Source organism: Mycobacteroides franklinii (assembly GCF_001853795.1).
GTDB lineage: Bacteria > Actinomycetota > Actinomycetes > Mycobacteriales > Mycobacteriaceae > Mycobacterium > Mycobacterium franklinii.
On the sequence record NZ_MLIK01000019.1, the window covers coordinates 1,963,015 to 1,977,908 of the forward strand.

Annotated in this window: 15 protein-coding genes; 8 read left to right on the plus strand and 7 right to left on the minus strand. The window is 64.9% G+C overall.

The features are described 5' to 3' along the window. Positions 1–57: 57 nt before the first annotated feature. Complete coding sequence (locus tag BKG76_RS17150) at positions 58–1,575, plus strand: hypothetical protein (protein WP_070939317.1); 1,518 nt, start codon at positions 58–60, stop codon at positions 1,573–1,575. On the opposite strand, the gene BKG76_RS17155 is transcribed toward BKG76_RS17150, so the two are convergent. Beyond that, positions 1,551–2,417: an NAD(P)-dependent oxidoreductase gene (locus BKG76_RS17155; RefSeq protein ID WP_070938663.1), complete on the minus strand. Its 867-nt coding sequence runs from the start codon at positions 2,415–2,417 to the stop codon at positions 1,551–1,553. The two genes, BKG76_RS17150 and BKG76_RS17155, sit on opposite strands and share 25 nt — an antisense overlap. A gap of 137 nt (positions 2,418–2,554) precedes the next feature. On the opposite strand from BKG76_RS17155, the gene BKG76_RS17160 reads away from it, so the two are divergent. Then, the gene (locus BKG76_RS17160; protein ID WP_070938664.1) at positions 2,555–2,896 is read left to right on the plus strand and encodes a winged helix-turn-helix transcriptional regulator; all 342 of its coding nucleotides are present in this window, start codon (positions 2,555–2,557) and stop codon (positions 2,894–2,896) included. Here the strand turns inward: BKG76_RS17160 and BKG76_RS17165 are convergent. The 3 genes from BKG76_RS17165 to BKG76_RS17175 form a co-directional block, all read right to left on the minus strand. Further along, complete coding sequence (locus BKG76_RS17165; protein WP_070938665.1) at positions 2,843–4,159, minus strand: HNH endonuclease signature motif containing protein; 1,317 nt, start codon at positions 4,157–4,159, stop codon at positions 2,843–2,845. The two genes, BKG76_RS17160 and BKG76_RS17165, sit on opposite strands and share 54 nt — an antisense overlap. 84 nt (positions 4,160–4,243) lie before the next feature. Continuing rightward, positions 4,244–5,422 carry a DUF4185 domain-containing protein gene (locus BKG76_RS17170; RefSeq protein WP_083338074.1) on the minus strand — a complete coding sequence of 393 codons (1,179 nt, stop codon included), beginning with the start codon at positions 5,420–5,422 and terminating at the stop codon, positions 4,244–4,246. 71 nt (positions 5,423–5,493) lie between these two features. Then, positions 5,494–6,483 (minus strand): LLM class flavin-dependent oxidoreductase, encoded by a 990-nt coding sequence (locus BKG76_RS17175; RefSeq protein WP_070938666.1) that lies wholly within the window; start codon positions 6,481–6,483, stop codon positions 5,494–5,496. A 71-nt stretch (positions 6,484–6,554) separates the two neighbouring features. On the opposite strand from BKG76_RS17175, the gene BKG76_RS17180 reads away from it, so the two are divergent. From BKG76_RS17180 to BKG76_RS17200, 5 genes are read left to right on the plus strand one after another with little or no spacing between them, the layout of a single operon-like run. Continuing rightward, positions 6,555–6,809: a hypothetical protein gene (locus tag BKG76_RS17180; RefSeq protein WP_070939319.1), complete on the plus strand. Its 255-nt coding sequence runs from the start codon at positions 6,555–6,557 to the stop codon at positions 6,807–6,809. Beyond that, the gene (locus tag BKG76_RS17185; protein WP_070938667.1) at positions 6,806–7,795 is read left to right on the plus strand and encodes a phosphotransferase family protein; all 990 of its coding nucleotides are present in this window, start codon (positions 6,806–6,808) and stop codon (positions 7,793–7,795) included. The genes BKG76_RS17180 and BKG76_RS17185 overlap by 4 nt, the downstream gene beginning before the upstream one ends. 29 nt (positions 7,796–7,824) lie before the next feature. Next, on the plus strand, positions 7,825–9,087 hold the full coding sequence (locus BKG76_RS17190; RefSeq protein ID WP_070938668.1) for an acyl-CoA dehydrogenase family protein: 1,263 nt from the start codon (positions 7,825–7,827) through the stop codon (positions 9,085–9,087). Positions 9,088–9,131: 44 nt separating this feature from the next. Then, positions 9,132–9,611 carry a gluconokinase gene (locus BKG76_RS17195; protein WP_070939320.1) on the plus strand — a complete coding sequence of 160 codons (480 nt, stop codon included), beginning with the start codon at positions 9,132–9,134 and terminating at the stop codon, positions 9,609–9,611. Next, the gene (locus BKG76_RS17200) at positions 9,608–10,996 is read left to right on the plus strand and encodes a GntP family permease (RefSeq protein WP_070938669.1); all 1,389 of its coding nucleotides are present in this window, start codon (positions 9,608–9,610) and stop codon (positions 10,994–10,996) included. The genes BKG76_RS17195 and BKG76_RS17200 overlap by 4 nt, the downstream gene beginning before the upstream one ends. On the opposite strand, the gene BKG76_RS17205 is transcribed toward BKG76_RS17200, so the two are convergent. After that, positions 10,993–11,745, minus strand: coding sequence for a class I SAM-dependent methyltransferase (locus BKG76_RS17205; protein WP_070938670.1), 753 nt, complete (start codon positions 11,743–11,745; stop codon positions 10,993–10,995). The genes BKG76_RS17200 and BKG76_RS17205 overlap by 4 nt on opposite strands. Then, entirely contained in the window at positions 11,742–12,452 is a 711-nt protein-coding gene (locus BKG76_RS17210; RefSeq protein WP_070938671.1) for a dienelactone hydrolase family protein, read from the minus strand. Before BKG76_RS17210 ends, BKG76_RS17205 begins: the two co-directional genes overlap by 4 nt. A 71-nt stretch (positions 12,453–12,523) precedes the next feature. On the opposite strand from BKG76_RS17210, the gene BKG76_RS17215 reads away from it, so the two are divergent. Continuing rightward, positions 12,524–13,180: a TetR/AcrR family transcriptional regulator gene (locus tag BKG76_RS17215; RefSeq protein WP_070938672.1), complete on the plus strand. Its 657-nt coding sequence runs from the start codon at positions 12,524–12,526 to the stop codon at positions 13,178–13,180. Here the strand turns inward: BKG76_RS17215 and BKG76_RS17220 are convergent. Continuing rightward, positions 13,177–14,874: a Maf family protein gene (locus BKG76_RS17220; RefSeq protein ID WP_070938673.1), complete on the minus strand. Its 1,698-nt coding sequence runs from the start codon at positions 14,872–14,874 to the stop codon at positions 13,177–13,179. The genes BKG76_RS17215 and BKG76_RS17220 overlap by 4 nt on opposite strands. Positions 14,875–14,894: the final 20 nt, after the last annotated feature.

Consider the following 14,894-nt stretch of genomic DNA (forward strand, 5'->3'; position numbering starts at 1 on the left):
CTGGATACCGAGTTCAGATACGCGGTGCGTTGCTGGTCGCGGTGCGAGAATTCGCCAATGCCGGACTGGACATATCACCCGCTGAGCCCCATCGCCTCGTCGGTTCTCGGCGAGCGCAGGACGCGGGTATGGGCGATGAAGGTCCTGGCGGCGCTGGTGACGCACGCCGGGGGCAGGCATTGGATTCCCCGGGTGTTCGATCATGCGCCGATTCCACCGCAGTGGCAGGGCCGGTTCGGGGCGACCGTCCCGCCCTCGATCGCGGGTGAGGCCGTCGCGGTGTTGCCGGTACAGGGGGCCGGGGTCGTGGAGATCGGGCCGGTGGGCCTCGCCGATGTGGAGACGGTGCGCGCGGCGACTGTCGATCGCAGCTGCCGGGTGATTGCGGTCGCCGCCACGCCCGAGGTGGTCGATGCGGTCGCGCCCTACGTGGACGCGGTGTCGGTGTCCGGCGATGACGGGGTGGTGCGGCTCACCGAACCTTCGATCGAGGCGGCGGTCCGTGCGTTGGCCGATCCGTCCGCGACGGTGCTCGCCACGCCGGCGGTGCTGATCGACGCCGGGCCGGGCTGGTTCAACCGGGTGATCGAGGCCGCGACGCCGACCACGCCGCCAAAGGCGTTGCGCGATATCGGGTTCGATCCGCGGGGCTGGCCGGCGTGGATATGGGGTGCGCTGGTAGGGCTCGGCCTCATTGTCGCCGGCATCGGCGCGGCCGCCATCGCGTTGGGGCCGGTCCTGTTGTGGTACGACCGCGACTACCTCGGTCTGTCGGTGCACGACCTGAACGGCGTGAACCATCACCTGGTCGGTTTCCTGCAACACGACCGGCTCACCATGGCGGGCAACATGATTGGTATCGGGATCTTGTACCTGGGGTTGGCCTGGGGTGGGATCAGGGAAGGGCGCCGATGGGCCCGCAATGCGCTGTTGATCTCCGGACTGTTCGCCTTTGTGACGTACTTCTACTTCCTGGTGACGGGGTTCCTCGAGCCGTTGCACACGCTCGTGGTGGTCGCGCTGTTCCCCATGCTGATACTCGCCGTGTGGCACGCTCCCTCGGAACCGCATTGGCCGCCCGTCGTGGAGGGGCCCGAATCGCAGCGTCGGCGTGCCCTGTGGGGACAGCTGTTCATGATCGCCGTCGGTGGCGGACTCTTCGTTGCCGGAGCAGTGATTTCGACGGTCGGGCTGACAAAGGTGTTCGTACCCACCGATCTCGATTTCCTGGGCACCAGGTCCGACGCGCTGCGTGCCGCCAACCAACACCTGCTGCCGTTCATCGCGCACGATCGGGCAGGTTTTGGTGGCGCATTGATGGGGGCCGGGCTGGCGGTGTTGCTGATCAGCCTGTGGGGCTGGCGCCGCGGCGAGCGCTGGGTGTGGTGGTCGCTGCTGCTGGGATGTGCGTTCGGCACGGTGCCGGTCCTGGCGGTTCACTTCTCCATCGGGTACACGCATTTCGAGCACTTGCTGCCGGTATACGTATTGGTTGTGGTGACGGTGGTCGCCCTCGCGTTGTCGAGGCCGTACCTCACCGCGTCGCCCGATCAGTCGCCGCGTATCAGCCGGTAGGTGGTGACCACACCGCCGCTTTGGTCGCTGGCGTCGATAGCGCGCCGCCACATTGACTGTGCGGCATGGGAAAGTGTGGCATCGACGCCGACTTCCTCGCTGGCATCGATGATGTGTTGGGCTCCGGCGTCCATCATCTTGAGCATCGCGATATCTTCCACGCCGCCGACCTTCGCCGCCTCGGCGAACTGCACCAGGAATTCCTTCAGTGAGTCCATCGATTTCACCGCGTAGCCGACATAACGCTCGGTGTCTGCGCCGGAACGCTCGACCATGGCCAACGCCTGTTCGAAGGAGAGCATGACGGGGTGTAGCAGGGTCAGGCCCGCTTGGTAATACACCTGGGAGAAGCCGTAATCGGGTCCGACGTAGTGCACCGGGCTCAACACGTTGAGTAGTTCCTCATGCGTTGTCACGAGATCCTGCGGACCGCTGACGATGAGATACGAGAGCGGGTGCGAGATGTCATCGCCCTGGGACATGTATCCGGCGGATACGAATGCTGCGCCACGCTCGGTCACCCAGGCCGCACCTTCGCGAGCTTTCTCGGGGGAGTCGGAGGACAGGTTGACGATCGTCTTGCCGTCGAGTTCGGGGACGGCCTGGCCCAGCACGTCGTACATCGCCGCGTAGTGGGTCAGGCTGAGAAATGTCACCGCGCCGGCGTCGAGCGCCTCGGCGACGGTCGACGCTTTTCGTGCGCCAAGTTCCACCATGGCATCGGCCTTGCCCGAGCTGCGATTCCACACGGTGACGTCGTATCCGGCCCTCAGGAGCGATTCCACGGTGGATTGACCCATCGGTCCGAGCCCGACCACGGTGACTGATTGTGTCTCAGACATCTTGTCTCCCTTACGGATTGAATGTTCTGTGGTGGATTCCCTGGAGCCAATCGTGTCGGGATCGGTAGGATCGCGCTAGAACGCACTTTGTGGTGGGTCACTTACCGCGAGGTTGGAATTACCGTCAGGAGGCCGCCGTGACCGCGCGCAGTGACACAGATCATCTCTGCGGAATGTCCTTGGCCATAGATGCGGTCGGCGGTAAGTGGAAGCTGCACCTGATGTGGGTGCTGGCAGACGGGCCGGTGCGTTTCGGTGAAATTCGGCGCAAGCTCGACGGCGTGAGCGAGAAGGTGCTGTCGGAGAACCTGCGGCAGATGGAGGCGAGCGGCATTGTGCACCGCGAGCTCTATCCGGAGATTCCGCCGCGCGTGGAGTACTGCCTGACGGCGCTCGGCAAGGATCTGAGCGCCGCCTTGGAGCCCTTAGAGAAGTGGGGCGACAGGAACCGCGCAGAACTGCTCGGCCGCAACTGTTAACAGCTGTGGTGGGGGTATCCATTCGGTGGTGCCGTCTTTGCGTTTTCGGGTGGTCCAGCCGTGGCCTAGGAGGCGGTGGTGTGGTCGGCAGGCGAAGGTGAGGTTGTCGATGTCGGTGTGTCCGCCCTGGGCCCATTCGGTGAGGTGGTGGACCTCGCAGAGGTATCCGGGCACCGAACATCCGGGGTGGGTGCAGCCGCGATCCTGGGCGTGTAACACGATCCGCTGATCCGCCGACGCGATCCGCTTGGCACGACCGAGATACAGGGGACGGCCGTCGTCGTCGACGATCGTCAGGTAGTGGTGAGCATGCGCGGCCATCCGGATCAGGTCCCGCATGGGCAGGCGGGTGCCCGCGCCGGTTGTCGCGATCCCTGCGGCGTTTTCGATCTCGGACAGTGTTGTCGACACGATGACGGTGACCGGTAGGCCGTGGTGTGAACCCAATTCGCCGGAGGCCAATGTGGATCGCAAGCAAGCACGGAGTGCGTCGTGGTTGCGTTGCGCGCTGCTGCGGGTGTCGTGTTCGGCGGCTTCCGGCGTGGGATCGCCATCCACGAGGGGTGTTTGATCGGCCGGGTTACACATGCCCGGTGCGGCCAGTTTCGTAAACACCGCATCCAGATAGGCCCGCGTCTCCGGATCCAACAAACCCGAGATGGGTGACATGCCATCGAAACCTTGTTGTCCGATGCTGACCCCGCGGCGCCGCGCCCGATCCACATCGCTGAATTCCCCGTCCGGGTTCAGCAGCGCCATCATCCGTTCAGCACCGGTGCGCAACTGTTCGGGCCGAAACTGGGAAGCCATCGCCGCCAGCTGCGCCTCGGCGGCGTCGCGGGTCGGGGCATCGACCACCACCGGTAGCCGGTCGAAGAACTGCCGAATCACCCGCACGTGTTCCTCGCCGATATCGCCGCGCTCCAACGCTTCGGCGGTGCGCGGTAGTTGAGGTTCAAGTCGCTCACCGGTGATCGCCCGCCGCGGCGCCAACCGCTGCGCATCGGCGATCCGGCACCGCGCCGCACCCTTGCCGATATGCAGCCGACGGGACAACACATCAGCATGCGACGTGCCCCCAAGCTCTATCGGTGACGCCTCACCCGTCACCATGGGAATCAAACCCACACCGCGGGCAGACAATCGGCGCTGTACAACCTCCAGGCGCGCCAACACCGTCAACGCCTCAGCGGCGGTGAACTCATCGACCGAATCAGCGCAGAAGACGTCGACAGCCGCCTCCACCACTTCAATCGAACTCATGTTCGAATTGTAAAGACACCCGCCGACAAAACCGTCGAGTTTGTGACAGATGAGACTACTGCGGCACAAGTGAATTGGAGCAGATCAGCGGTTGAGGTTCACCACAAACTGCTGCACGTTGTACGGGTTGTTGAGGTCGGTGTTCCACTGACTGACCAGGATGACCGTCCGGTCCAGCGTCGAGCCAGGCACGATGTAGCCGCCATAGTTCTGCGGGACGTCGGCCTGGGTGGCGACGATGGTCAGTGCACTGTTATCCGGATTCAGCACCTGGGTCGGGTCATCGGCGACACGGACCTCTATGTTCCCCGTGTCCGCATTGAACCCGGACAGCACAGACTTGCCGTCGATCTCTCGCAGGCTGATCTCGCCGTAGCGGTCATCGGACAGCGGGGTGGGTGCCACATCCCATTTCCAATCCCCGTCATCGCCGATTCCCCATGCATGCCACCAGTTTCGGTCGGTGAACTTTTCGGCGGGCACTCGGTAAAGCCAGACGGGACGCTGCCTGTCGAATCCGTCGGCGACGATATAGACCCAACCGTCGGCGGCCTGGTATCCGCTGATCTGTGTCTGGTTCCCGTCCTGCCAGTCAGCTCCGCGTAATGAACCGGGCACCGTGGGCCAGTGGGGGTTGTCCGGGTCGATGCGAACCAGCCGCGTATCGATGGGTTCCAGGTTGTTGACATTGGCGATGAGGGCGTAGTCGATGCCGTACACCGAGATGGTGCCTGCGGGCAGCTGGCTGTTGGCCTGTGGTGGCCTGGCATCCGCGTACAGGGTGCCGTTCCCGCCGAACGAACGGTCGAACTGAATGAGATCGCTGAGCGTGCCCGGCCGGACATGTAGGCCCAACGAGGGGCTCCAGGCTCCCTGAAAGGCGCCGTTACCGGCAAAGGTGTCGCCGGCGAGCGCAACCTGACCGCTGGGGGCTATCTCGCAGAGGTCGGTGGCACCGGCGCCGAGTGCCGCGGTGGGTGAATCTGTTCCCGCGATGGGGCCCAGATTGATGGCTGTGCCGGGATCGGGCTGCGGAGGCGCCGCCCTGTCGATGGAGAATCCCTGGACATTCGCGCGTGGTGGCAATGGCGGTGCAGGGCTTTTGGTGAGCGCAAACGGGGGAGGCTGTCGCTTCACGGGCTTCTTGGTGGCGGCGGCGCGTTTGCGGGGCGGAGCTGCTTTGGCTGCTGCAGCCTTGCGTGCCGGGGCGGCCTTCTTCGCCGGGCGCGGTTTGGCATTCTTGCTGTCTACAGGATTGGACATGATTACCCCCTGTTGGCGACGTATACCGACGTCACCAAAATTACCGCTAGCTGACGCGTTCCGCTTGCTGATTAGCCGAGGCCGCTGACCTCGGCGACAATCTCCAGCGACCGTAGCTGCAGTTTCCGATCGGGTGCGTTGGGCACCACGATGAGCTCGTCGGCATCGGCCAACTGCGCAAAATCGTCCAGGTAGGCACCCACCTGTTCCGGTGTTCCGACCGCGAAACACTTCGTCATCGCCTGAATCTGCTGTCCAGCAGGAGAATTCAGGGCAGCGAGGGCTTCGTCGTCGGTAAGGCGTGGGCCGCCACCGCGATGCAGGAAAAGCTTGGCGCGTTCGATCAACGCCGCGCGATGCTGATCCTGTGCGGTGGCCTCGTCGTCTGCGGCGATCACGTTGACGCCAGCGATGACATAGGGGGCATCGAGCTGCTCGGAGGGTTGGAATTCCCGTCGGTACAGCGCGACGGCGTCCTGCAGGGCAGGGGGCGCGAAGTGTGAGGCGAAACCGTAGGGCAGGCCCAGTACCGCGGCCAGCTTCGCACCGAACAGCGATGACCCGAGGATGTAGAGCGGTACGTGCGTCCCGCGCCCGGGTGTCGCGGTCACACCGGGAACGCGGCTCTGCTCGCCCAGGTATGCCTGCAACTCGATGACGTCCTGCGGAAAATGCTCGGCGTCGCCGGGACCATGCCGCAGCGCGCGCAGCGTCACCTGATCCGTCCCCGGCGCGCGGCCCAGCCCGAGATCAATACGCCCGGGATGCAGTGTTTCGAGCGTGCCGAACTGCTCGGCGATCTGCAGGGGGGAGTGGTTGGGCAGCATGATGCCGCCCGCGCCCAGCCGGATGGTCGAGGTCTGTGTGGCTACGTGGCCGATCAGGACGCTCGTCGCCGACGACGCGATGGAGCGCATGTTGTGGTGCTCGGCGTACCAGACCCGATGAAACCCCAGCGCTTCGGCGTGCCGGGCAATCTCCACGCTGGCAGCGAAGCTCTCTGCCACCGTTTCGTGTGGCGCCACCCGCGCCAGATCCAGTATCGATAAAGGTCTTGCCATGACTTCGAGCAACCGCCGGCGTTTCTTCGCTATTCCCCCGTCGGACCCACCATAGAAGGTACAAACAGATGGTGCCCTTCATTCCGACCGCAGCGGAACTGGCGGGTGCTCTCGCCGAACTGCTCGGCGACCTCCAATCGGAGCTGCCCTCGTCCTCGGTGCATCGCGCCCGCGTTGGCGCCAACATCGCCAGGATTCTGCAGCGAGAACTGACCCTGCCGACGGTGTCACCCGCCGAGGATCCTTCCTGGGAGAATTTGGTCGAGGACGTACGCACCGAACTGGCCGTGGTCAAACCCGGCTACGACAGCTGGGCGGGCGAATGAGCGATCTCTCCGACGGGCTTACCCGCTACCTGCGGGACGAGTTCGGCAAGGAATTCACGGTCTCGGGTGTCGTCGGGGTCTCGGCCGGGGCCCGACGGCGAAATGTGCTGCTGGATGCGACGTTCGAGGGCGAGACTCTCGAATTGGTGGCGACGATTGTGCCCGCCGTCGTACAGCAGGTACCGGTGAGCAGCGAGGCCGGAGTGCGTGAGCTGGCGCGGAGCAATGGTGTTCCGGTGCCGCGGGTGCGCGGCGTCTGTTCGGAGTCATCGTATGTGGGTTCGCCCTTCATGATCTCTGAGCGCATTGCGGGAGAGACTGTGCCGCGCAAGGTGCTTCGGCTGGTGCAAGCCCAGGGCAGCGGTGATCTGGTCGCCCGCCAACTCGGTGCGGCCATGGGGCGGCTGCACGGGATCGACCCTGCGATGGCGCCGCCCGATCTGCCCGGGGATCCGGAGTCCGAGCCCGCGGTCGTGATGTTGGAACAGATGCGTGAGGGAGTTGCGGGATTGCTCGCGGATCGGCCGGTGTTCCAGCGCACGCTGTCCTGGCTCACCGAACGCATGCCCGGGCCGCCCGCTCGGCGGTGCCTGGTGCATACCGACATTCGCAACGGCAATGTCATCGTCGGCGAGGACGGGCTACGTGCCGTACTGGACTGGGAAGGCACCACCCGCTTTGGCGACCCCATGCGCGATGTCGGCTGGACGGCGCTGCGCATGTGGCGATTTGGTCTTGACGACCGCGAGTTCGGTGGCTTCGCGGGTCGCGACGCGTTCGTATCGGCCTACGAAGAATCCGGTGGGACCTTCGACTTCGAGCGGTTCCAGTGGTGGAAGGTCCTGGGCACCCTGTGGTGGGGTGTTGGCCTTGCCGCACAGGCGAAGTCGTACCTGGACGGGAGTGTCCGAGACATCGTGATGGCTGCCAGTGGTCGACGGATACCCGAGATCGAATGGGACCTGTTGATGTTGACCAAACCATAGACGAAGTCATAGGTGCCGGAAGGAACCAGATGAATTTTGAACTGCCGCCCGAGCTTGTCGATTACCTGGCCGAGCTCGACGCGTTCATCGAACGTGAGATCGTCCCCCTCGAACAGTCCGATGACAACATCCGATTCTTTGATCACCGGCGCGAAGACGCCCGAACCGATTGGGACCGTGGCGGTCTGCCCAACGGTGAGTGGGAAGCACTGCTGGGAGAGGCTCGCAGGCGGGCCGATGCCGCGGGCCACTTTCGGTACCCGTTTCCCGCGGAGTTCGGCGGACGAGGCGGATCCAACCTGGATATGGCCGTCATTCGCGAGCATTTGGCGCGTCGGGGCCTCGGGTTGCACTGTGACCTGCAGAACGAACACGCCATCGTCGGCAACAACGTGGGGCTGCTGCTCATGTTGGAGTACGGCTCCGCGGAGCAGAAGGCCGACTGGGTAGAGGGACTCGCCAGCGGCACCAAGGTCTTCGCGTTCGGCATCACCGAGCCCGAACACGGCTCCGATGCCACCCACATGGAAACCCGGGCAATCAGGGATGGATCGGACTGGATCATCAACGGCGAGAAGACCTGGAATACCGGTGTGCACATCGCCGATGCCGACCTGATATTCGCCCGCACCTCCGGTGAACCCGGCGACGGCCGGGGCATCACCGCCTTCCTGGTACCCGCGGATGCCCCTGGCTTCAAGGTCGAGGAATACCTCTGGACCTTCAACATGCCGACCGACCACGCCCACATATCGCTGACGGACGTGAGGGTGCCCGATTCGGCGATCTTCGGCGGAGAGGGGCGCGGACTGGGCGTGGTGCAGCACTTCTTCAACGAGAACCGGATCAGGCAGGCCGCCTCCAGTCTTGGCGCGGCACAGTTTTGTATCGACCGGTCCGTTGAGTACGCCAAGGAGCGCAAGCCGTTTGGGAAACCACTGGCTTCCAACCAAGCCATCCAGTTCCCACTGGTCGAGCTGCAGACCCAGTGCGAGATGCTGCGAGCGCTGATCCACAAGACCGCCTGGTCCATGGACACCTATGGTGCGTTCTCCGTCTCCGAACAGGTGTCCATGTGCAACTACGTCGCCAACCGGCTGTGCTGTGAGGCCGCGGACCGCGCCATGCAGGTGCATGGCGGGATGGGCTACTCACGGCACCTGCCGTTCGAACACATCTACCGACACCATCGGCGTTACCGGATCACCGAGGGCGCCGAGGAGATACAGATGCGTAGGGTAGCTGGGTACATGTTCGGCTTCATGAGTCAGAAGGCACCCAAGGGGGTTTAGTGACCCGCTCATCGGTACGGGCGTCGCCGCCCATCGTGGTGGTCATGGGCGTGGCAGGGGTTGGCAAGACCACGGTCGCACGGCTGCTGGCGCAGCGGTTGGGTGCCCCCTATGCCGAGGGCGACGACTTTCACCCCGAGGCGAACATCGCCAAGATGGCGGCGGGCATCGCGCTGGACGACGCCGATCGCGGGCCCTGGTTGCAGCGGATCGCCGATTGGATGTCGGAGCGAGGACGCGAGGGGACAGGCGCGGTGGTCACTTGCTCGGCGCTCAAGCGCCGCTACCGAGACATTCTCCGTACCGGATGGCCGGATGCGTTCTTCCTGCACCTGACCGGGGACCGGACACTTGTCGGTGACCGGATGTCGCATCGTGCAGGACATTTCATGCCCACGTCCTTGTTGGATTCGCAGTTCGAGATCCTCGAACCACTACAGCCGGACGAGAAGGGTGCCGTGCTGGATGTGGGTACCGGACCGGATGAACTGGTGGCGGAGGCGTTGAAGCAGCTCGGCGCATGACCGCCGGCCTGCTGCTACTGGCCGAACCGGCAAAGATCCCGCACACCACTAGTGATGTCCGGCTGCTCACCGCTGTCGTGCTGAGCATCGGCGTGATCATCTTGCTGATCACCCGGCTCAAGCTGCATCCGTTCCTGGCTCTGCTGTTGGGGTCGGGGACACTCGCCGCCGTCGCGAGCGTGCCGTTCGACAAACTGCTGGGTTCCTTTGTGACGGGCTTCGGCTCGACCATCGCGGGCGTTGGGCTGCTCATTGGTCTGGGGGCCATGCTGGGCCGTCTACTGGCCGATTCCGGCGGCGCGAACATCGTGGCCGATGCCGTGCTCGCACGGTCCAGCCCCCGCATGCTGCCGTGGGCGGTGGCCCTGATAGCAGCGGTGCTGGGACTGCCACTGTTCTTCGAAGTGGGTGTGGTGCTGCTGATTCCGATCGTGCTCTTGGTCGCGCGCCGGGGAAATGTGCCGCTGCTGCGGGTCGGAATCCCCGCGCTGGCCGGCCTGTCTGTGTTGCACGGATTGGTTCCGCCGCACCCGGGCCCGTTGGTGGCGGTGGATGCGTTGAAGGCGGATCTGGGGGTCACCCTGGCTTTTGGTCTCGTGGCGGCGGTGCCGACCTTGATCGTGGCAGGGCCGCTCTACGCGCGGGTGGCGGAGCGCTGGGTGGGGCCGTTGGCCATTCCCACCGCGACGGCACCGGAGGCCGAGCGCACGGGGCCCGCTCCCAGCGTTGCCGCCGTGCTGGCGACCATCTTGCTTCCGGTGTCGTTGATGCTGGCGAAGGCGCTCTCCGATGTCGTCATCGATGACCCGAAATCATTGGTGCAGAGGATTTTCGACACGGCCGGCACACCTCTCGTGGCGCTGCTGGTGGCCACCATGGTGGCGATGGTGACGCTGGGTAAGGCTTCGGGGCTTGACCGCACGGGCGTATCGGGGGTCATCGAGAAATCACTGGGACCCATCGCGGGCATTGTCTTCATTGTCGGCGCTGGAGGTGGATTCAAGCAGACCCTCATTGACGTGGGGGTGGGGGACGCCGTCAGCAGTTGGTCGGAGAAATGGCAGATCCCCGCGCTGGTGCTCGGCTGGCTCATCGCCGTGCTCATTCGGTTGGCCACCGGGTCGGCGACGGTTGCCACCATCACCGCCGCCGGCATCGTCTCGCCACTGGCGGCCGACATGTCCACTGCCCATGTGGCGCTGCTGGTCCTCGCCGTGGGCGCCGGGTCACTCTTCTTCTCTCACGTGAACGACGCCGGATTCTGGCTCGTGAAGGAGTATTTCGGGATGACCGTGGGCCAGACGCTCAAGTCGTGGTCGGTGATGGAAACGCTGATCTCGGTCGTCGGCTTCGCGATGGTGCTGCTGCTGAGCGCCTTCGTCTAGCCCTTTATGGCGCTGACGAACTGCGATAGGCCGCGGACTTCCTGATCGATATCGCGGAAATCCGCTGCGCGCAGCACCGATGTGATGTCGGACCGGTCGAAGCCGTGCAGGCCGCCCAGCGCGGCCAGTGTGACGGACACCGACCGCAGCGGCGCGGGGCCACGGGTGCAGCTGGTCATCACCGCGATACGGCCGCCCGGAGCCAGAACCCGCATCATCTCGTCGAGAACCTTGAAAGGCTCGGGCACCAAATAGAGTGCGGCAAAACAGCACACCGCATCGAAGCTCCCGTCATCGAAGGGCAGGGTACGCGCGTCCGCACGTATGTAGCCGACACTGTCGGCCACATTGGTCCGGACCGCGCGTCGCAGCATGGGTTCGGAGAAGTCGAGCCCGACCGCCAGTCCTTCCTGGTCCAGTTGTCGCCCAAGGTATTTCGTGAAATTTCCGGGCCCGCAGGCGACATCCAGCAGTCGCTGGGTGCCCCTCAGCTGCAAGGCTGCCGCCGCGCGGCGTCGTTCGGCAGCAGGGGTGATGCCGGTGTAGGCGACGGTCTGGCCCCAGCGCCATGGCCCCTCGTAGACCGCGACCACCGCGGGATTGTTCATGGCGCGCTGTGCACCGCGCTGGGGCTGGTCCGAGGGCGGCGGCAGCAGATCCAGGTACCCGGCCGTGGAATACGCGCTGCCACTGAGTGCGTCGGGCCGGACGATCTCGCGGAGCCGATCCAGTGTCGTCGTGGTCGTCATGTGGCCTCCTGTAGCCGGTTGTCGTCGCGAAGATGTTCAGCGAAAAAGGTGTAGACCCGTTGCCATGCGTGCGCCTCCGCTTCGGGGGAGTATCCGAATCCGGCGATTCGCATCAGCGGCTGCATCGGTAGTTGGTTGGCGAAGCTGTGCCCCGCGTCGTAGGTTTTGATGTCGTGCTCGATGTCATGGGCGTCCAATGCTTTTCGCAGCCGGGGCTCACCGCGGGGCACGAATGGGTCCCGTGTTGCCAGGCTTGCGACGACGGGACACGATCCCTCGAAATGATCCCCGTAGGGGCCGGGCATCGCACCGTAGAAGGGCGCGGCGGCATCGAACCCCTTGGTCGCGGTGATCATCACGAATCCGCCCCCCATGCAGAAGCCGGCCACCCCGACTGACGGTGTGGTGTACGGCAATGCTTGGACGTAGTCACGCGCGGCCATTACCTCCTCGACAGCCCGCCCGCGACGAGTCGCGAGATTGGTCAACACCCTGGCGATGCAACGGATCCGGCCCCGTGAATAGAGATCGGGGGCCAGGGCGACGTAGCCGTTGGACGCCACGTTCTTGGTAATGCGGCGCAGGTCGGGGGTCGATCCGTTGATGTCGTGAAGCACCACGATCGACGGCCAGGGGCCATCACCCTCGGGTGTTTCCAGAATCGCGTCGATCTCCCCATTGGGGGTGGGTATTCGGATGTCGGTCATGCCCGCCTGGCCTCCATGGAATAATTATTTAACACTGACGTCAAATTAAATGAAAGGTATGCTCCGGCGTGATGTCTGTCAATGCCCGGCGGTCCCGGGGGCGCCCGCCCCAGACCGACGAGCAGCGTGCCACAACGCGGGCCCGCATCCTGGCGGCGGCCGGGGCGGTCTACGCCGAACATGGCTACCGGGGCGCCACGGTAGCGCGCATCGCCGAGCGCGCCGAGCTGTCGAAACCCACCTTCTATGCGTTCTTCGACGGTGTGGCGGAGGCGATTACGGCGCTGGTCACGGAGAGTCAGCAGCAGATGCTGACGCAGTGGGAGCCGGTGGCGAATGTCGGCGGCGATCTGGTCGCGCAGGTCGGCGCGGGACTGGATGCCTACCTGGAGACTGCCGAACGCGGCCGTGACGCATGGCTTGTCTTCCACATCGAACAAAACGACCCGGCTTCACCGGCCCGGCGACTGCGAGCCGCGTACGAAAGGCGCCTCATCGAGGTCATGCAGCAGGCCCTGGTCGCCAGCGGCAGGCCGGCTCCCACGGCGGAGACGCTGGGCGTGTTGTTGGCCGGCATGCAGGCGGGCTGCTATCGGTATCTCTCCACTCCCAGGAGTGGTCGTCCGGCGGTGCGCACCGCGATGCTGCGCAGCGCGCTCGCGTTGGTGGGCACACCGCAGGACTGGCGAGACGTCGCCGCGCACCCGGAAGTGTTCGGCGAGGGCTAGATGCTCAGGTACTGGGGTGCCAACACAATGGAGTACAGAATCGTCCGGTACGCGCGGGTTGGGTCGGTAACCCATTGGCTCACCAGGAAATACAGCGTTTGGGTGCCCTCGGGGTTCATCGTGATATTGACGACTTGAGGGCCGTACGGCTGCAGTAGCTTGTGCGGATCGCGGGATATGAACGGATCATCCGGCCGGGGATCGGACGGGTCGTTGCGGATGAGCACCGTCATGGGCTCGCTGACCAACTCCTGCGGAGTCCGGAACAGCTTGAGTCCGATGTGCGCATCGCCCGAACCATTCGAATCGAGCAGTCCGAAACCGCCTGCGGGCAGGGCGAACAACTGATTCTCGCGATCGCCGCCGTCCTTGATCTCGCCGACCTTCTCCCACGCCGATGAGTCCAGGAAGGCCGGATCGTCGATCGGTGGGGTGAGCCACGCGAAACGCGGTGCCCAGGGGCCGGTTCCGACGTTTCCGGCCACCAACATCCGGCGGTCGGGCACCGAAACCCCGCTCGGTTGGGAGATGCCGGCCATGACGCCCATCGGCCGGTAGGACGCCTTACCCGGCTCGCTCACGTCGTACACGATGGTGTCGGCCGATACAAAGGTGCTGCATCCGGGCGACGGGATGCATGAGGCGAACAGCAGCGAACGGTGCGCCAACTCCGCGGATCCGGTCGGCAGCAGCCGGGCACCGTCTTGTGCATCTGCAGGCAGCACAAGGGGTTTGGAGCGTCCACCCAGTGCGACCGAAGGGCTGGCGGGGTCTACGGGAATCAGCTGTATGCCGTCGCCGGTGTTCAGGTAGTCGCCGGTCCACAGACAGGCGCCACGGTTGGTGTGCACGCCGAGGTCAAAGGAATCGTTGCTGCAGGCGGTATGGAAGCTGGTGTTGACCGACGGCATATGCGGAATCGGATTGCCCTGGGCGTCCTTGAATTCCTGCTGCTGGGTAGGCCCGACCATCACCAGCGAGTCGAACAGCGCCACCATACGCGGTGGCAGCGCGGGCGCGGGGGGTGTGTCCGGGTGGAACGGCTTGGGCGGCACATGTTTTTCATGGCGAACCCACAGTGACGAAGCGCGTACGCCGAGCTTGTCCAGCAATCGGCCGACCAGCGGCACGCTGACTCCGATGACATTCGACGGATCGCCGTCGATACCTTCGACGAACCAGCTCCCCAGGCCGTCGAGGGTGAATGCCCCCGCGACCTGTAGGGGTTCGCCGGTAGCCAGGTACGCTTCCAGGTCTTCCGCCGATGGTGTGCCGAAACGCACTGTGGTCGAGCGTGTTTCGCTCACACGCGCGGTGGGTTTACCGTCGATGACCCGCACCAGGCAGTGCCCGGTGAGCAGCTCGGCGCTGCGACCGGCCATCAGTCCCCAGCGGCGGCGTGCCTCCTCGACGGTGCCCGGCTTGCCCTGCAAGGAGCCGTCGAGCAGGAGCATCGAATCGCAGCCCAGCACCACCGCATCGGCGGCCACCTCACCGGCCAGGGTCGTCGCGACATCAAATGCCTTGGCGCAGGCCAATACCTCCACGGCACGTGCGGGGGCGGTACCCGAGGGCTGTGTCGCCATGACGAGATGCTCGTCGACGTGCGACACGATGACGACCGGATTGAGGCCGGCCTGCTCCAAGACCCGCTCGCGCGCGGGGGACGCGGAGGCCAGGACAAATGCGGTCATGGGGGACCGGTGACGACTAT